18 protein-coding genes are annotated in these 19,739 nt (G+C 54.2%); 16 read left to right on the forward strand and 2 right to left on the reverse strand.

The genetic code is table 11. From position 1 onward, the window contains the following. Window positions 1-117 precede the first annotated feature (117 nt). From HMPREF9623_RS09570 to HMPREF9623_RS11700, 5 genes are all read left to right on the forward strand, one after another. A complete protein-coding gene (locus tag HMPREF9623_RS09570; RefSeq protein WP_009533684.1) occupies window positions 118-723 on the forward strand; it encodes a TetR/AcrR family transcriptional regulator in 606 nt (201 codons plus the stop codon). A gap of 48 nt (window positions 724-771) precedes the next feature. Continuing rightward, window positions 772-2,688, forward strand: coding sequence for an ABC transporter ATP-binding protein (locus tag HMPREF9623_RS09575; RefSeq protein WP_009533685.1), 1,917 nt, complete (start codon window positions 772-774; stop codon window positions 2,686-2,688). A 3-nt stretch (window positions 2,689-2,691) separates the two neighbouring features. Continuing rightward, entirely contained in the window at window positions 2,692-4,428 is a 1,737-nt protein-coding gene (locus HMPREF9623_RS09580) for an ABC transporter ATP-binding protein (protein WP_009533686.1), read from the forward strand. Window positions 4,429-4,683: 255 nt separating this feature from the next. Beyond that, window positions 4,684-5,241, forward strand: coding sequence for a hypothetical protein (locus tag HMPREF9623_RS11695; protein ID WP_009533687.1), 558 nt, complete (start codon window positions 4,684-4,686; stop codon window positions 5,239-5,241). Further along, window positions 5,234-5,458: a hypothetical protein gene (locus HMPREF9623_RS11700; protein ID WP_009533688.1), complete on the forward strand. Its 225-nt coding sequence runs from the start codon at window positions 5,234-5,236 to the stop codon at window positions 5,456-5,458. Before HMPREF9623_RS11695 ends, HMPREF9623_RS11700 begins: the two co-directional genes overlap by 8 nt. A 42-nt stretch (window positions 5,459-5,500) precedes the next feature. Here HMPREF9623_RS11700 and HMPREF9623_RS09595 read toward each other — a convergent pair whose 3' ends face one another. Both HMPREF9623_RS09595 and HMPREF9623_RS09600 read right to left on the reverse strand, forming a co-directional pair. Further along, entirely contained in the window at window positions 5,501-5,686 is a 186-nt protein-coding gene (locus tag HMPREF9623_RS09595) for a hypothetical protein (RefSeq protein ID WP_009533689.1), read from the reverse strand. A 22-nt stretch (window positions 5,687-5,708) separates the two neighbouring features. After that, on the reverse strand, window positions 5,709-7,628 hold the full coding sequence (locus HMPREF9623_RS09600) for an ABC-F family ATP-binding cassette domain-containing protein (protein ID WP_009533690.1): 1,920 nt from the start codon (window positions 7,626-7,628) through the stop codon (window positions 5,709-5,711). Window positions 7,629-7,783: 155 nt separating this feature from the next. Here HMPREF9623_RS09600 and HMPREF9623_RS09605 point away from each other — a divergent pair, with 155 nt between their 5' ends. The 11 genes from HMPREF9623_RS09605 (at window position 7,784) to HMPREF9623_RS09655 (ending at window position 19,701) form a co-directional block, all read left to right on the forward strand. Next, a complete protein-coding gene (locus HMPREF9623_RS09605) occupies window positions 7,784-8,467 on the forward strand; it encodes a redox-sensing transcriptional repressor Rex (protein WP_009533691.1) in 684 nt (227 codons plus the stop codon). Beyond that, entirely contained in the window at window positions 8,436-8,816 is a 381-nt protein-coding gene (acpS, locus tag HMPREF9623_RS09610) for a holo-ACP synthase (protein WP_009533692.1), read from the forward strand. The genes HMPREF9623_RS09605 and acpS overlap by 32 nt, the downstream gene beginning before the upstream one ends. Then, window positions 8,813-9,829, forward strand: a complete 1,017-nt coding sequence (locus HMPREF9623_RS09615; protein WP_009533693.1) for an NAD(P)H-hydrate dehydratase — start codon at window positions 8,813-8,815, stop codon at window positions 9,827-9,829. The genes acpS and HMPREF9623_RS09615 overlap by 4 nt, the downstream gene beginning before the upstream one ends. A 6-nt stretch (window positions 9,830-9,835) precedes the next feature. Further along, window positions 9,836-10,966, forward strand: coding sequence for an alanine racemase (gene alr / locus HMPREF9623_RS09620; RefSeq protein ID WP_009533694.1), 1,131 nt, complete (start codon window positions 9,836-9,838; stop codon window positions 10,964-10,966). 19 nt (window positions 10,967-10,985) lie between these two features. Then, the gene (locus tag HMPREF9623_RS09625; protein ID WP_009533695.1) at window positions 10,986-12,305 is read left to right on the forward strand and encodes a hemolysin family protein; all 1,320 of its coding nucleotides are present in this window, start codon (window positions 10,986-10,988) and stop codon (window positions 12,303-12,305) included. 111 nt (window positions 12,306-12,416) lie between these two features. Then, on the forward strand, window positions 12,417-12,875 hold the full coding sequence (locus HMPREF9623_RS11010) for a hypothetical protein (RefSeq protein ID WP_009533696.1): 459 nt from the start codon (window positions 12,417-12,419) through the stop codon (window positions 12,873-12,875). Window positions 12,876-12,992: 117 nt separating this feature from the next. Continuing rightward, complete coding sequence (locus tag HMPREF9623_RS09635) at window positions 12,993-13,724, forward strand: YebC/PmpR family DNA-binding transcriptional regulator (protein ID WP_009533697.1); 732 nt, start codon at window positions 12,993-12,995, stop codon at window positions 13,722-13,724. Window positions 13,725-13,802: 78 nt separating this feature from the next. Then, window positions 13,803-14,744, forward strand: a complete 942-nt coding sequence (locus tag HMPREF9623_RS09640; protein WP_009533698.1) for an AEC family transporter — start codon at window positions 13,803-13,805, stop codon at window positions 14,742-14,744. Window positions 14,745-14,769: 25 nt separating this feature from the next. Then, on the forward strand, window positions 14,770-17,376 hold the full coding sequence (mgtA, locus tag HMPREF9623_RS09645) for a magnesium-translocating P-type ATPase (RefSeq protein WP_306697498.1): 2,607 nt from the start codon (window positions 14,770-14,772) through the stop codon (window positions 17,374-17,376). Window positions 17,377-17,402: 26 nt separating this feature from the next. Continuing rightward, complete coding sequence (locus HMPREF9623_RS09650; protein ID WP_009533700.1) at window positions 17,403-18,029, forward strand: cytidylate kinase-like family protein; 627 nt, start codon at window positions 17,403-17,405, stop codon at window positions 18,027-18,029. A 79-nt stretch (window positions 18,030-18,108) separates the two neighbouring features. Continuing rightward, window positions 18,109-19,701 (forward strand): C40 family peptidase, encoded by a 1,593-nt coding sequence (locus HMPREF9623_RS09655; RefSeq protein ID WP_009533701.1) that lies wholly within the window; start codon window positions 18,109-18,111, stop codon window positions 19,699-19,701. The last annotated feature ends 38 nt before the right edge of the window (window positions 19,702-19,739 follow it).

Below are 19,739 nucleotides of genomic sequence, written 5' to 3' on the forward strand. Positions count from 1 at the left end.
TTTTGATTTCAGGATAATAGAGTAAACATGGGGATATTAGTTGACTCTATCAAAACTTGGTGCTACAATAAAACCGACAAAGTTGTCGGTTTTTTTACTACGAGGAGAAATCTATTTTTGGAAGAGAAAAAACAGAAAGCCGGTCAAATCAGGAAAAAAGAGATTTTAGATGCGGCTAAAAAGGTCTTTTTGAGCAAAGGGTTTGCCGACACGGTAATGGAGGATATTATCACCGAAACATCCCTTTCAAGAGGAGGTGTATATTACCATTACAAAAACAAGGTAGAAATATTACATGATCTAATGCGGGAGGGCATGGCTTATCGGATTGAGAAAATCAATGAATTTTTATCGTCCTATTCGGGAGAACTGGACGGAAATGCAGTGGCACAGATGATTGTCGATAAAATGCTCGGTGAAAGTGAGCTTATGAGCGTATATGCCATATATCTACAATCGATGAAAAACAATGAAGAGTTGAGAGCTTTGTTCCCGATCTTGGTTGAGGAATCCTTAAAAGCGAGCTACAGCGGAGTGAAAGGGGCAAGAGAGGATGTATACAAGTATTTTCGCAACGACTTTTTGATATTTCTTATAAACACGATTGTGCTAGGATGTGAAATTCTGGATGGAGCAAGGGATAGCTTTGTGAGGAACAGAGAGTTCTTTCTGAATACAGTAAAGCTGTTTATTGATGGTTATGATAAAGGCAAAATCAAATAATTTTTTCGACTGCTAGTTAGTCAAAACTAAAACATGAGGATAAATTATATGGAGAAGAAAAAACATCATGATGAAATGCTTAAACGTACTTCGGGCGGTACGAAGCTAGGGAAGGATGAAGCGTTAATAAAAGAGGTCGAGAGTCTGAATCTTGACGTTCCGCAGGAAATTATGCAGCGGATCGAAAGTGATGTTGCGCAAAGTGAAAAGCAAGCTAAAATCAGCATGGATGGTTTAACCAAAGCGCTCATGAGTGTTGCTCCGGAGTACAAGGGCAGAATGCGGCTTTCTGTCATTTTTGCTTGCCTCGGAGAGATTTTCAGTTTCGCCACTTATTTCTTTAGCGCTTACGCTGCCGCATGGCTTATAAAAAGAGCCGGAGGCAGTTCGATCGGTTTTGATGAACTTCTGCAATACGCTTTTTTGGCAATGGGCTCGTTACTGCTTTATTTTGTGCTTACCGGCCTCAGCACAACTATTTCGCATAAGACGTCCTTTTCTATATTGGAAAAGCTCCGGCAGACGCTATTCGAGAAGTTAAAAGTAATTCCCATGGGATACTTGGTGGATAATCCCGTGGGGAAAATCAAGGTGATCATTATGGACCGGGTAGCGGATATGGAAGATTGGGTAGCTCATCTCATGCCGGAGCTGCCAAGCCGTCTTTTACATCCAATCCTTTGTGTGATCATTTTATTTTGCTTGGATTGGCGTATAGGATTGTCGATTTTCGTTCCTCTACCTGTTGTTCTTATAGGAATGGCGACAATGATGCATAAATACCGCAGTAGGATGGCTGTTTGGTTGTCGAGCTATGCCAATGTTGCGGATAGAAGCGCTGAATATGTTCGCGGAATCCCTGTAATCAAAGCGTTTGCACAAGATAAGGCTTCTTACGGAAAATTTGCGGATGCAGTAAAATTCTATCATTTTTCCACAATGAAGTGGTGGAAGCAAAGTTGGTTGGGCAAAGCCTTGATGACTGCGGCAATGATGACGCCGCAAATTGTGAGTATGCCTTTTGCATTTTATTTATACGGAAAGGGGGAAATCGGTATAGAAACCCTGCTCTTATCGCTTATTCTGCCGATTTCCATTCTTCCGCAGGCCTTGGCAATCATGATGAGCTTTGAACTCTTTCAGATGGCCTCCAATACCTGGGTCTCAATACAGGAGCTGCTTGACATGCCTGTCCAAAAGCGTCCTGATGCTGACAAGAGAGCAGTCATCGATAACACTAAGGGGATTAAATTTACGGATGTAAGTTTTTCTTATCACGATGGCACTGAGGTGTTGCATAAGATCTCCTTTGAAACGAAGCCGGGAGAAGTAACCGCGCTTGTCGGTCCTTCCGGCGGAGGAAAATCCACGATTGCAAAGCTTTTGGCTGGCTTTTGGGATCCAGCGTCAGGTGTGATTTCTCTTGGCGGTGTGGATACAAAGAAAATACCGTTTCATCAGCTTGCCGAAGAGATTTCCTTCGTTTCTCAAGATAACTTCCTGTTTGATGTAAGTATCAGGGATAATATTCGTCTCGGCAAGCCCGACGCAAGCGAGGATGAAATTATAAGAGCCGCAAAAGCTGCTCATTGCCATGAATTCATCATGGCGCTTCCCGGGGGATATGAAACCAAAGCGGGCGTTGCAGGTGGCGCAATGTCAGGCGGTGAACGCCAACGTATAACCCTTGCCAGAGCCATCCTGAAGCCTGCCTCAACCATTATTTTAGACGAAGCGACCGCTTACGCTGATCCGGAAAACGAAGCGCTCATTCAAGAAGCAATCTCTCATCTCGTAAAGGGAAAGAACCTTGTGGTCGTTGCGCATAGGCTGAATACCATCAAGCAGGCCCATCAGATCATTTTAATTGATAAAGGCCAAATCATAGCCAAGGGAAGGCATGATGAGCTGTTGCAGGAGCCGCTCTATGCAAGTCTTTGGAGACAATATTTAGGAGAGGAGTAAGAGATGGAGTTTATTAGATTGTCATTTAAAATGGCAGGGCGCTATAAAAATCGCCTCAGGGCGGGAGTGTTCCTTATTTTTCTGCAAAATGCGTCCATATTGTTTAGCTTTTGCGCGCTCTTCCTTGCATTTGGTTGGATGAATGAGACTACCGGGAAGCATATTCGGACGATTTTCGGCGTGTTGTTTGCTTCCTTCCTTTTCAATTTTCTGACGGGGTGGGCAAAAAGCAGTCTCAGCGACGGTGTTTTCTTTGGTATTTTCAAGGATTACCGACTTGCAGTCGGTGAAAGGCTAAAAAAAGCTCCTATGGGATACTTTGCAGAACAGAGTCTTTCAAGAATCATGTCAGCTTTTACCAATGTCATGAAAAGTCTTGAAAACTACTCATCAATGAGTATAGACTTTACTGTTTCCGGTATTTCAATATCTTTTTTCCTTTTGATAGGTATGTTTGGTATAAATTTTAAAATCGGAATTTTAACTCTAATTTGCTTAGCTCTTATTTGGCTCTGTGTAATTCTTATGGTAAATCAAGCAAAGAAAGAGATAGCTCGGGAACACGCTGCAATTACCAAAGTTGGAGACGCCCTCGTTGACAGCATCAGCGGTATTCCCGTACTCCGCAGTTTTCCGCTTGCGGATGCCGGAGTTGTGGAAGAAGTGCATTCCAAATTGAAGAATTCTTCTGAGGAGCTCAGGCTTTCTCAAGTACATTTTGAGATGGTTTTTGTTGTCTATGCGAGAATTTTTTCTACTGTTATCAATCTATCGAGCCTGCTTGTTACCTTGTTTTCCTGCTATCTCTATACAAAAGGCGAAGTCTTATTACCTCAGGCGCTCACCGTTTCGGCGGCCGGATTTATGATTTTCGGCGGTCTAAAGCAGCTTGAAAATGCGGCAATTCTGATGGTGAAAAATCCTGCCAATATGCAATATTTGGATGAGGTTTTGGATATTCCCGAGATAAGTGACGGTACTTTGGAAACCGTGGAAAATCAAGATATTGTCTTTGACAAGGTGAGCTTTAGCTACGACAAAAGAAAACCGGTCTTAAAAGACCTGTCATTTACGATTCCGCAGGGGTCAAAGACGGCCATTGTAGGACCCTCCGGTTCCGGAAAAACGACCATTATCAATTTGATATCCCGTTTTTACGATGTGGACAGCGGTACAATCAAATTGGGAAATAGGGATCTACGAGATTATAAAGTGGAGAGTTTACTTAAAAATCTTTCCCTCGTTTTTCAGGACGTGTATCTTTTCCGGGATACCATAGAAAATAATATCCGTTTTGCAAATCCGCATGCAAGCCGCGAGGAAGTAGTGGAGGCCGCAAAAAAAGCGCGCTGCCACAATTTCATCATGGAACTTTCCGAGGGATATAACACCATGGTAGGCGAGGGGGGAAGCTCCCTTTCCGGCGGAGAAAAGCAACGGATTTCGATTGCCAGAGCATTACTTAAAAATGCTTCGATTATTCTTTTGGATGAAGCGACCAGTTCCGTTGATCCCGAAAATGAATATGAGATTTTAGCGGCTATCGAGGAATTGTCCAAAGGGCATACAGTGATTTCCATAGCGCACAGACTTACTACCGTGAGAAAAGCCGATCAGATCTTGGTGATTGATGACGGTAAATTAGTGCAAGAGGGAAAACACAGCGAGCTGATCAATCAGGAGGGCATTTATTCTGCGTTTATTCAGGCAAGAGAGCGAGCAGCCAACTGGATATTATAAAAGCATAAAGAGCAGCCAAATGATAGTAGTCCGCATCCCGAACAGCCCATTTTACTTGAGGGTGGCAATTTTAAAGCAAAAGACAAGGTAAAACCTCAGATCCGGAGCTTTATTTTGAAAACAGGAGAAAATGCTTATAAAATAAATGAAAAGTCAGTAAAATAAGAATAGAACCTGAAGAAGCGCGGAAGAATGCACCCGTGGGAGCAAAGATACAAAATGGAGGGCTAGCAATGAGACATCAAAGCGTAAAAAATGGCAGCAGTTCTGTTGGCGGTGACCCTGTGTTTGCCGTTTGCTCCGGTATCTGTGTTTGCAACTAAGAAGGTTCAAACGGTGAGTGTCACGGTGACAGCGCCGGAGATTGGTCAAAATGCCGACAGTGTCAGCGCGACAACTACCACGGAGGGCGCGGATTATGCCAATGTTCAAATGCGCATCAACGGCGTGAATGCAGCGATGGATTCGTCGGAGTGTTTCAGGGTGGGCGGTGTTTATGCGGCGGATGTTTTCGTAAAGGCGGATCAATTGGAAGGCTATGTGTTCACAAATACCAGTAAGTTGGTTGTCAACGGCCGCGAACTGAAGCGAAAGTCGTTTGGGGGGACGGGCGATACCAATGTAATGGCAGGCACTTATTATTTTGACGGTTTAGGGTCTGTTCCGGAGAACTATGGATACACGGAAGGTGTCTGGCGCTATGATGGAAGAGGCTGGTGGTTTCAGTACAAGGACGGCACTTATCCGAGAAACGGATGGGTATTTCTTCCCGACTCTGACGGCATTAGCGAGGGACGCTTCTATTTTGTTTGATGCAAACGGCTACTTGAAGACGGGTTGGTTGCTCGATCCATCGGACGGCAATTGGTATTACTTGGATCCGGAAAACGGTTCGATTTTGACGGATTGGCATGAAATCAACGGCAAATGGTACTGCTTCAGCTGGGGCGTGTATGGGAAAAAGTTCGGCGTCATGTATTGCGACGAGAGGACGCCGGATGGCTATACCGTCGATGCGAGCGGAGCCTAGACCGGAAACTGAGGACAAAAAGGAGGGTATGAGTGGTTTTGGTCAGCGTCTTGTGTGGCGCGTGATCAGTAAAAAGCCGTAAATCACGACCGGTATTGTGATGTCTATGAAGATCAGAGCACGGAGTAAGGGAGCGCCGTCGGGACCGCCGAAGAGCCCCACAATGAGGGTTGCAAGCAGAATGAGAATCAAAAAGAGGGCCAGAGCAAAGCTGAATACACGTTTCATCGGGATTCTCCTTTGAGCTTTCTCAGTCTGCGAGCGTTTCCCAGCGCTCGTAGCAGTCTGCGAGTTCTTCTTCCGCGCTGTCCTTTCGCTTTTGAATCGCGAGGAGAGCGGCGGCGTCCCTCTGGTTTTCGGGGAGCAGGAACTCCTCTTCAATGCCGCGGAGTGTTTCCTCGAGTTCGGCGATGCGCTGTTCGCAGGCCTCAAGTTCGGCGCGGCGCTTTTTCTCCGCGGCCTTCTGCGCCTTCTGCGTCTTATAGTCCTCGGCGCTCGTGGAGGAACCCTCGTTCTCTTCGCCCTTTGGTGCAGGCGCAGTTACCGGAATGGCGGCGCGCTCGGCATCGGCCTTTTTCTCGAGGTAGTAGTCGTAGTTGCCGATGTAGTTCACAAGACAGTGCTCGGTCAGGTTCAGAATGCGGGTCGCGGTGCGGTTGATGAAATAGCGGTCGTGGGATACATAGAGCACCGTGCCCGGAAAAGCGCGGATGGCGCGCTCCAGGATTTCCTTGCTCTCCATGTCGAGATGGTTTGTCGGCTCGTCGAGAAGCAGAAAATTCGCGTGCGAGAGCATGAGTTTTGCGAGCGAGACGCGGCCGCGCTCGCCGCCGGATAAATCCCTGATGCGCTTAAAGACATCGTCCCCGGTGAAGAGGAAAGCCGCGAGCATATTGCGGACCTCGGTGTTGGTCATGTCCGGCCAGGTGTCCTGGAGTTCCTCAAAGAGTGTTTTCTCGGGGTGCAGCACCTGATGCTCCTGATCATAGTAGGAACAGAAGACTTTGGTCCCGAGGGTCACCGTGCCGTTGTCCGGCGGAAGCAAACCGTTGATGATTTTCAGAAGCGTGGTCTTGCCGGTGCCGTTTCCGCCCATAATCGCGACATGTTCGCCGCGTTTTAAGGAGAAATTGAGGTCGGAAAAGAGGACATTGTCGCCGAAGGCTTTGCTGAGGTGCTCGACCGAGAGTACATCATTGCCGCTGACCTCGTCCGGCGTAAAGTAGAGCGCCATGTCCTTTTTCGCTTCATACGGATTGTCGAGGCGCTCCACCTTGTCGAGCAGTTTTTCGCGGCTCTCGGCGCGCTTAATCGATTTCTCCCGGTTAAAGGCGCGGAGTTTCTGAATCACGGCCTCCTGGTGTTTGATCTCCACCTGCTGGTTTTCATAGGCGCGGGCGGCGGCTTCGGCGAGTGCTTCCTTTTTCTCAGTGAATTGCGTGTAATTGCCGTCGTAGCTTGTCACCTTGCCGTGGTTTAAGTCAAAAATCTTATTGACGATGCGGTCCAAGAAGAAGCGGTCGTGCGAGACAATCAGGACTGCGCCGGCGTAGTTCATGAGATAGGTCTCGAGCCACTCGATGCTCTCAAGATCCAGGTGGTTGGTCGGCTCGTCGAGCAGAATCAAATCGGGTTGTTCCAGCAGAAGTTTGCCGAGAAACACACGGGTCTTCTGACCGCCGGAGAGCGAGGAGAGGGGCCGCGTTGCATCGGCCTCGCTGAAGCCGAGACCCCGGATAATGCCGGTCACGCGGCTTCTCGCCGCATAGCCGTCCATCAGCTCATAGCGGTGCTCGGCCTCGGTGTAGGCGGCGAGCAGTTTTTCGAGCGCGGCGCCCTCGGCGTGCTTCATCTCCCGCTGCATGAGAGACAGCTCTGCCTCGAGATCCAGAATCGGCTGAATGACCTTGGTCAGCTCCTCCTCGATGGTGAGCTCGGAGTCGAGCGTGTTGTCCTGGTGAAGATAGCCGAGCGTGCAGTCCTTTTTCAGCGTGACTTCGCCCTCGTCCCGCGGCAACTCCCCGGTCAGCAGATTTAGGAGCGTGCTCTTTCCGGCGCCGTTCGGACCGACAATCGCCGCCTTGTCATGTTCGTTCAGGAAAAAGGAGGCGTCGTCAATGACGGTCTCCCCCACAAAACTCTTTTTTAAATGCGCGGCATTCAGTATCATAAGCACCCCATTTTCATGCAAGCTTTACAATGAATACTCCGCTGTAGTATAGCGAAATGCCGTCGGATTGACAAGGCAGAGAAAACTCCCTATACTTTCTTAAGCGCCAAACGGCAACTGGGTTCTAAGACACAGGAAAGCAGGAAGTGAAAGCCTTGAAAGACAAAGTATCCACGGCGGTCATTCAACGCCTACCGCGCTATTATCGTTATCTCTCGGATTTGCTGGAGGAAAATGTAGAGCGCATTTCTTCAAGCGATCTCGCGGCGCGCATGCACGTCACGGCGTCACAGATACGCCAGGATTTGAATACCTTCGGCGGATTCGGACAGCAAGGTTACGGTTATCATGTGCCGCATTTGCATGCGGAAATCGGGAAACTGCTTGGAATTGACCAGCAAAAGTATTTGATTATCATCGGCGCCGGGAATCTCGGACAGGCGCTCGCAAATTATCAGAATTTTACAAAGCGCGGATTTCAGGTCAAAGCGCTTTTTGACATCGATCCGGAAGTAATCGGCAGAACCATTCAGGGCGCGCAGGTCTTCCCGTTGGAATATCTGGAGGCGTATCTCGAGAAGAACGCAATCGATATCGCGACGCTGACGCTTCCGAGAGACCGCGCAATCGAGGTCGCCAAGCGGCTGTGTCGTTGCGGTATCAAGGCGATTTGGAATTTTGCGCACACGGATCTCCAGGTGGATGAGGATGTGCTCGTCGAGAACGTGCACCTCTCGGAGAGTCTCATGCAGCTCTCCTACCGGATGATTGCCGCCAGACGGAAACAAAAGAAGACGGAGGAGACGGGTGATACTGGGACTGGGGAGCGATCTGATTGAGATTGCCCGCGTGGAGAAAGCGGCGCGAGAGGAGCGTTTCCTCGCGCGCACCTTTACAGAGGAGGAACGGCGGCAGTCGGGGGGAAACATGGCTTTTCTCGCCGGCTGTTTTGCTGTCAAGGAAGCAGTCGTGAAGTGCTTCGGAACCGGGTTCCGGGGGATTGAACCGGCGGAGATCGAAGTGTTGCGCGATGCGCTCGGGAAACCCTATGTGCGGCTTTCGGGCGCGGCGGCGACGTACTGTGCGGCCCTCGGCGGCCTGACACCGCTGGTCAGCATCAGCAATACCAAGACGCATGCGATGGCGGTCGCCGTGCTCGAGCGAGGAGACAGAGGAGGAACAAAATGAGAAAGGAAGCAGACGACGCGCTGGTGCTGGAGGAGAGTGATCTCTGCAGAATTCCGGCGAGACAGCGGGAGTCCAACAAAGGGACTTACGGTCCTCTGCTCTGCATTGCGGGAAGCGAGGGTATGGCGGGGGCAGCGTATCTCACGGCACTCGGCGCCTATCGGAGCGGCGCGGGACTGGTGCGCATTCTGACGCCGGAGGTGAACCGTTCGGTGCTGCAGATCCAGTTGCCCGAGGCCATCGTGGAAAGTTACGATCTGGAGACAGAGGCGGTCACGGCGGAAAACCCCGAGAGACAGTTTCTCGCGCAGCAACAGGGCAGCATTACAGTCTCCGAGGAGGAGGAACCGGCGGGACAGGCGAAAAATCAGCGTCTGCCTCTCCCGCTTGCGCGGCTTGAAGAACTGCTCGCTTCGAGCAAGGCGGTGGTGATCGGGCCGGGGCTCGGACAGTCGGAGGCCGCTGTTGCCCTCGTCAAAGAGACCCTTTCCCGCTGCGAGGTTCCGCTTGTGGTCGATGCCGACGCGCTGAATCTGATTGCACGCCGTCCGTCCCTTTTGTCCTGTCGGAAGAGCAACTGGATTTTTACGCCGCATCCCGGCGAGATGTCCCGGCTCACGGAACATGAGATTCCGGAAATACTGTGCGAGAGCCGTGCGATTGCGGCGGCCTATCGTGACCACTACGGAGTGACGGTCTGCCTGAAGACTTCGGAGAGCATCATTGCGGCGGCGGAGAGTCGGAAAATTTACCGGAACGAGAGCGGAACGCCGGCGCTTGCCAAGGCGGGGAGCGGCGATGTACTGAGCGGCATCATTGCGGGCTTGCTCTGCCTCGGCATGGAACCCGGTGCGGCGGCGGCCTACGGTGCCTACCTGCACGGGCGCGCCGGACAGGTCGCGGCGGGCCAGTTCTCGCTGCACGGCATTCTCGCGCGGGACATTGCCGATGCGGTTCCGACGGTGATGCGGTCCGCGCAGACCATCGAGCTGGAAGATATGGGAGAGGAGTGAGCGGAAGTGCAGCAGGAAGAGAGAGAAAAGCGCCGCGTCTATGCCAAAATCAGCAAAGCAGCGCTCTGTCACAACATGGAGGCCATGCAGGCTTCCCTGCCGGCGGGCATCAAAATGGCAGGCGTCGTGAAGGCGGACGGCTACGGGCACGGCGCGGCTTCCGTCTGTGAGGTGATTGCGCCCTATGTCGCCTTTTACTGTGTTGCGGCGGCCGAGGAGGCCTTGGAGCTGCGGGAAAAGGGAATCGAGAAGCCGATTCTGATTCTCGGCCCCGTGCCGGGCGACAACTATGCGTCGTTGATTCGCGCCGGAATCCGCCCGTCGATTTTCACCGAAGAGCAGGCTGCGTCGCTTTCGACCGCAGCGGTTGCGCTCGGCATTCGAGCGCCGTTCCACCTTGCCGTCGATACGGGCATGAACCGCATCGGGCTCCGGGCGGACGAGACGGGCGTTGCGCTGGCCGAGAAGATTACGGCCTATCCGATGCTCGACTTTGAGGGGATGTTCACACATTTTTACCGCGCGGATGAGTGGGATCTCGAGACCACGGAGCGCCAGACGGCGCGCTTCCGGAACTTTAAGACAGCACTCGCTGAGAAGGGATTAAAGCCTCGAATCTGCCATGTCGCGAATTCCGCAGGTATTCTGAACCTGCACGGGACGGACTTTGACATGGTGCGGGCCGGCATCGCGCTCTACGGCATTTATCCCGCAGAGGAAATGGCGCACACGGTGCGCCTCAAACCGGCGCTCTCGCTGCACAGCACGGTGACCTACGTGAAAGAAGTGCCGGCCGGAGAGGCAATCAGCTACGGCGGCACCTATGTCGCAGCGTCGGCAAAACGGGTGGCGACGGTGCCGGTCGGCTACGGCGACGGCTACCCGCGCTCGCTCAGCAACAAGGGCGAAGTATTGATTCACGGCAAGCGCTGTCGCATTCTGGGGCGGGTCTGCATGGACCAGTTCATGGTCGATGTGAGTGAGGTGCGAGAGGCAGCGCCGGGATCGCCGGTTACCTTGCTCGGCGCGGACGGAAACGAGCGCATCACGCTCGAAGAACTGGCGGAGAAATCCGGGCGTTTTCCCTATGAGTTTATGTGTTGTCTGAACCGAAGAGTACCTCGCATATATTGCTGAGGCAAAGAGAGGAGTTTTTTTGGACAGTTTACTGCCGAGTCTAATCGGCTTTTTGCTGGCACTGGTACTGTGTAACGCGGGCTTTTCGTTTGGCGCGGCCCTGCAGAATCTGAGTGAGAAGGAACTTGCGGCAGCCCTCGAGGCGGGCGACAAGCGCGCCGGGGAGCTGCTCCGGCAGAAAGAGCGCCCGGGCAGGTTTGTGCGCAGCCTCCAGCTGCTCACGGTGCTCCTCGGTTTTCTGGTCGGTGGCGTTTGTCTCCTGCCGCTCACGGCACTGCTTGCGAAGGCGGCTTTCCGGAGCGGCCTGCCCGCGGCGCGAGCTGTCTCGGCGGTGCCGGTTTACGGGCTTGCGACCATACTCTTTGCGGCTTTCGGCACAGTGCTACCGAAACGGCTCGCCGAGCGAGATCCGGAAAAGACAGCGAGAAGAGCCCTCAGGCTGGTACACATCTTCATGGCAGTGCTCTTTGTCCCGGAGTGGATTGTGCGGAATCTGGTGAATGTGGTGCTAAGGCTCTGCGGCATCAATCCCGAGAAGAGCGGCGAGAATGTCACCGAAGAGGATATCATGTCCATGGTCAACGAAGGCCATGAGCAGGGTGTTGTTGAGTCGGATGAGGCCAAGATGATCACCAACATCTTCCGCCTGAACGACAAGACAGCCGAGGACATCATGACACAGAGAAAGCGCGTCATTGCGCTGGACGCCGAGATGAAGCTCTCGGACGCAGTCGCCTTTCTGTTGCAGGAAAATGTCCACTCGCGCTTCCCGGTCTACAAGGAAGATATTGACCACATCATCGGCATTCTGCATCTGCGCGATGCCATCAGCTTTGCACAGACACCTTCGCGCCGCAACAAAATGCTTTCGGAGCTCCCGGGGCTGCTCCGCGATGCCCACTTTGTGCCGGACACGCGCGCGGTCGATGTGCTGTTTCGCGAGATGCAGTACCGGAAACTGCAGATGGTGATTGTCGTCGATGAGTACGGCCAGACGGACGGCGTGGTCAGTATGGAGGACATTCTCGAGGAGATTGTCGGCAACATTGCGGACGAGTACGACCGCGACGAGGAGGAAATCCGCGCGTTGCCGGACGGCAGCTGGATTATGCACGGTTTCACGCGTCTTTCGGACGCCGAGGAGGCGAGCGGTATTCCGTTTACCGAGGAGGAACTCGAGGATTTCGACACGCTGAACGGCTTTCTGATTGCGAAGCTCGACCATTTCCCGGAGGACAATGAGAGGGCCAGCATACAGGCTCACGGCTACCTGTTCCAGATTCTGAAGGCAGAAAACAGGATGATTAAGACGGTCAAAGTCGAGTGGCAGGAGGACTAAACCTTACAATTTTCAGTCGTCTTCGCTTTCCGGCGCGGAATCTCTTTACAGAAATTTAAGTTGTCGCTATGATAGAGACAAGAAAGTCCGACAGTAAAGGGGGAAGCAGGCATGAAGATTGCAAAGTTGGCTGTGGCGTCGGTGGCGCTCACACTTGCACTCAGTTTTACGGCATTTGCGGGCACCTGGAGACAGGGCGAGAGCCGCCCGGATGCTTGGTGGTATGACTACGGTGACGGACAGTATCCGTCGAACACCTGGGTCTGGCTGGATGGCAACAAAGACGGCATTGCGGAGTGCTACTATTTCGACAAGGACGGCTGGCTGCTCACGGACACCACGACGCCGGACGGTTACCAGGTCAACGCGGACGGTCAGTGGATTACCTACGGTCAGATTCGCCGCGTCTATTCGACAGCTGCGACGAGAGAGGCTGTGCGCACGGCAAACGATAAGACCTACCGCCCGAGAGAGGCTGTCCGCAACCACGGCAAGGACGGCAGCTTTGACGAGGATACGGGTAAGCGCGTCGGCGGACCGGAGTCTCCGTTCACGCAGCAGACTTTTTGATTCGGAACAGAAGTGGGAAAGCGCGCGTCAGTTGACGCGCGTTTTTTCGCGTGTTAGTATGGGACGGAAACGACGGCAAAGCGCCGTACAGAAGATTAAGACAAAGGAGTTTTTGGCATGTCAGGACATTCCAAGTTTGCGAATATCAAGCACAAAAAAGAGAAGAACGACGCCGCAAAGGGCAAGATTTTCACCGTAATCGGCAGAGAGATTGCTGTCGCAGTCAAAGAGGGCGGTCCCGATCCCGCCAACAACTCGAAGCTCCGGGATGTCATCGCGAAGGCGAAGGCAAACAACGTCCCGAACGATACGATCAACAACGGCATCAAGAAGGCAGCGGGCGGCCTGGACAGCGTGAACTACGAGCAGAATGTCTACGAGGGCTACGGCCCGTCCGGCGTCGCGATTATTGTTGAGACCCTGACGGACAACAAGAACCGCACGGCGGCAAATGTGCGCGCGGCGTTCTCGAAGGGCGGCGGCAATGTCGGTACGCCGGGCTGTGTCTCTTTCATGTTTGATCGCAAGGGGCAGATTATCATTGACAAGGAAGAGTGCGAGATGGATCCGGACGAGCTCATGATGTTCGCGCTCGATGCGGGCGCGGAGGATTTCGCGGACAATGAGGACAGCTACGAGGTGCTCACGGATCCGGAGCAGTTCTCGGCGGTGCGCGAGGCGTTCGAGCAGAAAGGCATTCCGATGCTCGAGGCGGATGTCAAGATGATTCCGCAGAACTGGGTCAGCTTAAAGAGCGAAGAGGATCAGAAGAAGATGCAGCGCATTCTGGATCTGCTCGATGAGGACGATGATGTCCAGGCCGTGTTCCACAGCTGGGACGAGGAATAAGACAGTTTGGGTTTCAGAAGGGGGAGAGGAGGAAAAGAACCTCTCCCCCTTTGTCATGGCGAAGAAAGGGAGGTTTGTTTGGGAGAGTTTTTAAATGCAGTGTCGGCGGTGTTTGTGATTTTCAGTCTGATGGCCGTGGGAATTTTGCTGGGAAAGCTCAAGTTTATGACGGCGACCGAGAAAAAGTTTGTAAGCCGCTATGTCATCAACATTGCGGTGCCGCTGAATACGATTGTCGGCATCCAGAAGAATCTGAAGCGCTCGGATATGCTCGAGATGGGGCAGCTCCTGCTGGTGCCGCTGATCACGATACTGATTTGTCTCGCGGTCTCAATTTTGGTCGCAAAGATGCTGAAACTTCCGAAGCGGCGGAGCGGCGTCTTTGTGGCGCTCGCGTTTCTCTCAAACACGCTTTTCATCGGTCTTCCCATGGCGCAGGAGTTGTTCGGTGATGTCAGTCTGCCCTATGTGATGATTTACTACATGTGCTCGACGGTCTTCACCCAGACGGTTGCGCTGATGCTGGTGGAGCGTTCGGGCGAGGCCGCGGAACAGACGGGAAAGAAACAGAATCTCTTGGTTTCGCTGTTTACGAAGCCGCCGATTCTCGGTATCATTGCGGCCTATGTGCTGCTACTCCTGGACATCCGCCTGCCGCGCATCGCAATGAGCTTCATGAACTATGTGAGTGCGACCGTGACGCCGCTCGCGCTGTTTTACTGCGGCTTTGTGATTTATGAGCTCGGAAAAAAGAGCCTGCGCTTAGAGCACGGCATTCCGGCCATGATAGCGCTCCGCCTACTCTTTGCGCCGCTGGTCTCGATTCTGGTGACCCGGGCACTCGGCGTCACGGGACTTCCGCAGAAGGTCTTCCTGATTGAGGCAGCACTGCCCTCGGTCTCGCAGATTACGGTCATGGCGGGCGCCTACGGCGCGGATGAGCAGTATGCGGCCATCGGCTCGGTGCTGTCGACCATCGGCATCTTTATCACGGTGCCGATTCTGATGGTTCTGTTCTGAGGGCACGGCAATTTGTTTTGAGGCAGTGCAAACAAGAAAGGCGTTAGTGATGAAAGCTGAAGTTTGGAGTTTACAGGCAGACGAAGTGCTCGCGGGACTCTCGACCGCTGCGTCGGGACTCTCGTCGGCGGAAGCGGAAAAACGGCTCGGGACCGACGGCAAAAACCGCCTGACCAAGGGGAACGGCGACAGTGCGCTTCGGGTGTTCCTCAGGCAGTTTGAGAGTCCGGTCACGCTGCTTCTGCTCTTTGCAACCGCGATTTCATTTTTGATGCAGGATACGACGGACGCTCTGATTATCTTTGCGATTGTGCTCTTTTCGGCGGTGCTCAGCTTTTTCCAGGAGTATCGCGCGGGCGTCGCGGTCGAAGAGCTTCTCAAAGTGGTCGGCGACAAGGTGACCGTGTGCAGGGACGGCAGGGAACAGGAAATCTCTGCCGAGGATCTCGTCCGCGGCGATGTGATTGTACTCCGGGTCGGCGATCTCGTCCCGGCGGACTGCTATCTCCTGTCGGCGAGCAGTCTCACGGCAAATGAGAGCGCTCTGACCGGCGAAACTTTTCCGGCCGAGAAGCGCGCGGGCGCGCTCGACGCCGGAACCGTGCTCGCGAAGCGCAGCAACTGCCTCTACATGGGAACCGGCATCAAGACCGGCTCCGGGCGGGCGGTCGTCGTGCACACGGCGCCGGAGAGCGAGTTCGGAAAGATTTCGAAGAGTGTGCAGGGCAAAGAAGCCCCGACCGACTTTGAGCGCGGCGTGCAGAAATTCGGCGCGTTTCTGATTCGCATTACGGTTGTGATGCTTGCGGCCATTTTCCTCTTCAATGTTCTGATGAAGAAGCCGATTTTTGACTCCTTTATGTTCGCGCTGGCACTCTCGGTCGGACTGACGCCGCAGCTTTTGCCGGCGATTATCAGCATTAACCTCGCGAAAGGCGCAAAGCGGATGGCAGAGCAGAAGGTCATTGTCCGGAAGCTCAATGCGATCGAGAATTTCGGCAGCATGGATGTCCTCTGCTCCGACAAGACGGGCACCATCACGCGGGGCGAGGCTGCGCTCTCCGGCGCGGTCACGGCGGGCGAAGGTTTGCAGGATGAAATTTCGGAGGGAACGGCGTTGCCGGAGTCGCTCGCAGTCGAGAGAGAGCGCCTGTTGCTTGCAGCCTATTTAAACGCAAAATTACAGGAGGGCTACCGGAATCCGCTCGACGACGCGCTGACCAGCCGGGCGCGTCCCATTGACGGCTACCGGAAAGTCGCGGAAATTCCCTACAGTTTCGAGAGCCGCTGCCTGACCGTCACGGCGGATACGCCGGAGAACTCGCTGTTTCACGGCGCACGTATCATGATCACGAAGGGCGCGCTCGAGGAGATTCTCGCGCGTTCGGTCTCGGTCGTGAACGCCGAAGGGCAGGGAGTCCCGCTCGATGAGATGAAGAATGACATCGAGACCCAGTATGCGCACTATGCGGGGCTTGGCTACCGCGCAATCGGCGTCGCAACCCGCACACTCTCCGCGGACGAAGATGCCGCGGCGGCCAAGGATCAGGGACTCATGTTCCAGGGGATGCTGCTCTTTCTCGATCCCTTGAAGGACAATGTACAGAATACGGTGGCTGCCATCCGGCGGGAGGGTGTGAGCCTCAAAATCATCACGGGCGACAATGCGCTGATTGCGGCAAACATTGCGGGTCAGCTCGACATGGATGTGAAACACATTATGACGGGCGGCGAAATCGCGTCGCTCTCCAAGGAGGAATTAAAGGCGCGGGTACGCGAGGCCGAACTCTTTGCGGAGGTGGATCCCGGGCAGAAGGAGGCCATTATCCTCGCGCTGAAGGACGCCGGCGCAGTCGTCGGCTACATGGGCGACGGCATCAATGATGCGCCGGCTCTGCACGCGGCGGATGTCGGCATTTCGGTGGAGAGCGCGAGCGATATCGCAAAGAGCGCGGCCTCGATTGTGCTGCTCGAACAGGATCTCGGCGTGCTGCTCGCCGGCATCCGCGAGGGCAGAAAGACCTTCGCGAACACCCTGAAATACATCTTCATGACGACGAGTGCAAACTTCGGCAATATGTTCAGTATGGCGGGTATCTCGCTGATTTTGCCCTTCCTGCCGCTTCTGCCGAAGCAGATTCTCAGCACGAATGTGCTGACCGATATGCCCGAGGTGCAGATTGCGGACGATGTCGTGGATGCCGAGTGGGTCAGCCACCCGATTCGCTGGGACTTCCGCATGATACGCCGCTTTATGTTGCTCTTCGGTCTCATCAGCTCTTCGTTTGACTATCTGACCTTCTATGTGTTGCTCCGCGTTTTCCACGCGGACGCGGGACTCTTCCGGAGCGGCTGGTTTGTAGAGTCTGTCGTCTCGGCGGCACTTGTGGTGCTGGTGATCCGGACGGCGAAGCCTTTCTTCAAGAGCCGCGTGGGCAAGGGACTCTGCTTTGCAACCATTCTCTCGATTTTCGCGGCGATCGCCCTGCCCTACACGCCGCTCGGCGCGCTGCTTGGGCTCGTGCCGCTGCCGGGTTCTCTGCTCGCGGCACTGGGGCTGGTTGTGGTATGCTATATGGTGACAGCCGAGATTGCAAAGCGCTGGTTTTATCGGAACGGAAACGGCATCTAAGCGAACAAAAAGCAGGAGGATAGACCATGAAACAGCATCTTGTCATCACGATCGAGCGGGAGTACGGGAGCGGCGGACGTCTGCTCGGCAAGGCACTCTCGGAGGAGCTCGGCATTCCCTACTATGATGATGAAATTATCCGCGCGGCGTCCGAACATGCGGCGGTCGGCGAGAAGTATTTCCGTCTCCACGACGAGAAGCCGGGGAAGCGTCTCTTCGGACAGGCGCGGGATGTGGTCGGAAAGCCGCGCCTCGCGGGCAACATCACCCACCCCGACAACCTGTTCCGCTTTGAGGCGGAGACCATACGCGAGATGGCGGACAAGGGGTCCTGCATCTTCATCGGGCGGAGTGCGGATTTTGTGCTCGATGCGACGGAGTTCGGAGACTTTGTGAGCCTTTTTGTCTACTGCGACATGGTGAACAAGATGAGGCGCGTCATGGAGGTGGACGGTGTGGATGCCAACGAGGCGATGGCGCGCATCCAGAAGATTAATCGTCAGCGCCGGGAGTATTGCCGCTACTTCACCGGAAACAACTGGGGCGATCCGATGCTCTACGATCTGCCGCTCAACACGACCCATCTCACGATTCCGGAGACGGCAGAGCTTGTGAAGACCTATCTCAGACTGCGGGGACTCCTGAAGGCCTGAGGCCAATTCACAGTTTTTTTACAGACAGGACAAGTGCGTCAAGGTATAATATAGGCGCTTTCGTCTGGAGGGAAGCGCTATGAACAATGATCCGAGAAAAAATCTGGGCGGTGGACTGACGCCGCAAAAGCGAAGAAGACGGCGCGCGGCGACCACCGCGCAAAAGACAGCGGCGGGACTCGGCGCTGTTCTTTTGGTCTTCGGAACTGTCTTTTTTGTGCAGGGGCGGTCGGGCAAGGGAGCCCGGAACAGAAGCGCCGCACAGAATGCGGCGCATGCGTCGACGGCAGCCGGCGAGAGCATTGAGGCGACGCTCTCACCGGAAGAGTCGCGCGCGGCCGAACTCGAGGCCAATGCGCGCACCGTCGTGGACGGCTATCATAATCTGGGCATCGTCAATGTCGAGGGCTACCTCAACATGCACAAAGAGGGCTCTCAGAAGAGCGAAATCAACGGAAAGCTCTACGGCGGCTCTGCCTGCGAGATTCTCGATAAGACGGCGGACGGCTGGTATCATATTTCTTCGGGCGGTTTCGAGGGCTATGTGCACAGCGACTATGTGAAGACCGGCGAGGAGGCGAAGACCCTTGCGCTGCAGAATGTGAAACGGCGCGCGATTGTGAAAGCCGACAAGCTGAACATCCGCTCCGCGCCGAGCAAGGACGCGGACAGCGTCGGAACGGCGCTGCAGTACGAGCGCTATGAGGTGCTCGGCGAGGAGAACGGTTTCGTGAAGACGCGCTCCGGTTACATCAGCGCGGATTATGTGGAAATTCGGGACTGTCTGAACGAGGCCAGGAAGCAGGATCTCCGCGCGATGGTTCTCAATATGTATGACAACCTGGGGGTCTCCGAGGTGACGGGTTACTTGAATATCCGCGAGGAGCCGAAGGAAGACGGCAAAATTATTGGCAAGCTGACCTCGAAGGCGGGCTGTGATGTCCTCGAGAATGCAAACGGCTGGCTGAAAATCAAGTCCGGCGGCATCACCGGCTATGTGAAGGCCGAGTACATTGCGACCGGCGAGCAGGCCAAGGAGGAGGCAATGCAGAACGCCTCTTTGATGGCCATTGTGCACACCGATGTTTTGAATGCGCGTTCCGAGCCGAAGGAGGACAGCGCCATCTGGACGCAGATCAACAACAGCGAGCGCTATCCGGTTGTGGAACAGCTGGATGGCTGGGTCAAGCTGGAACTCGAGGAGGGCGACGATGTCTTCGTGAAGAGCGAATATGTCGATGTGCGCTATGCGCTGAATGAGGCGATTCACTTCAGCCCGCAGGAAGAGGCGGAGCATGTTTCGCTCTCAAGGCGTCAGCAGATTGTGAACTTCGCGCTCCAGTATCTCGGCAATCCTTATATCTGGGGCGGCACGAGCCTCGAGCACGGCTGCGACTGCTCGGGCTTTACGATGAAGGTCATGGAACACTACGGTGTCTCGCTGCCGCATTACTCGGGCTCTCAGGCACAGATGGGCAAGAAGGTCACGAAGGACGAGATGCGGCCGGGCGATCTGGTCTTTTACTCGAACTCGCGCGGCACGATTAACCATGTCGGCATTTACATCGGCAACGGTCAGATTGTCAACGCGGCGAGCCGACGCTCCGGCATTAAGATTTCTACCTGGAACTACCGCACCCCGCGCGCCATCCGGAATGTGCTCGGCGACTAAGGGTAACAGGCAAGTGACAGGACTAAGTGTGTCAGAAA

The organism is Stomatobaculum longum (assembly GCA_000242235.1).
GTDB lineage: Bacteria > Bacillota > Clostridia > Lachnospirales > Lachnospiraceae > Moryella > Moryella longum.

What these genes read in the sequence shown, in the direction of transcription:
- HMPREF9623_RS11695 (WP_009533687.1), top strand. Translation starts at nt 4,684, where the DNA reads ATGGCAGCAGTTCTGTTGGCGGTGACCCTGTGTTTGCCGTTTGCTCCG.
- HMPREF9623_RS09600 (WP_009533690.1), bottom strand. Translation starts at nt 7,628, where the DNA reads ATGATACTGAATGCCGCGCATTTAAAAAAGAGTTTTGTGGGGGAGACC.
- HMPREF9623_RS11010 (WP_009533696.1), top strand. Translation starts at nt 12,417, where the DNA reads ATGAAGATTGCAAAGTTGGCTGTGGCGTCGGTGGCGCTCACACTTGCA.
- HMPREF9623_RS09595 (WP_009533689.1), bottom strand. Translation starts at nt 5,686, where the DNA reads ATGAAACGTGTATTCAGCTTTGCTCTGGCCCTCTTTTTGATTCTCATT.
- HMPREF9623_RS09615 (WP_009533693.1), top strand. Translation starts at nt 8,813, where the DNA reads ATGAGAAAGGAAGCAGACGACGCGCTGGTGCTGGAGGAGAGTGATCTC.
- HMPREF9623_RS09575 (WP_009533685.1), top strand. Translation starts at nt 772, where the DNA reads ATGGAGAAGAAAAAACATCATGATGAAATGCTTAAACGTACTTCGGGC.
- HMPREF9623_RS09650 (WP_009533700.1), top strand. Translation starts at nt 17,403, where the DNA reads ATGAAACAGCATCTTGTCATCACGATCGAGCGGGAGTACGGGAGCGGC.
- HMPREF9623_RS09635 (WP_009533697.1), top strand. Translation starts at nt 12,993, where the DNA reads ATGTCAGGACATTCCAAGTTTGCGAATATCAAGCACAAAAAAGAGAAG.
- HMPREF9623_RS09580 (WP_009533686.1), top strand. Translation starts at nt 2,692, where the DNA reads ATGGAGTTTATTAGATTGTCATTTAAAATGGCAGGGCGCTATAAAAAT.
- HMPREF9623_RS09655 (WP_009533701.1), top strand. Translation starts at nt 18,109, where the DNA reads ATGAACAATGATCCGAGAAAAAATCTGGGCGGTGGACTGACGCCGCAA.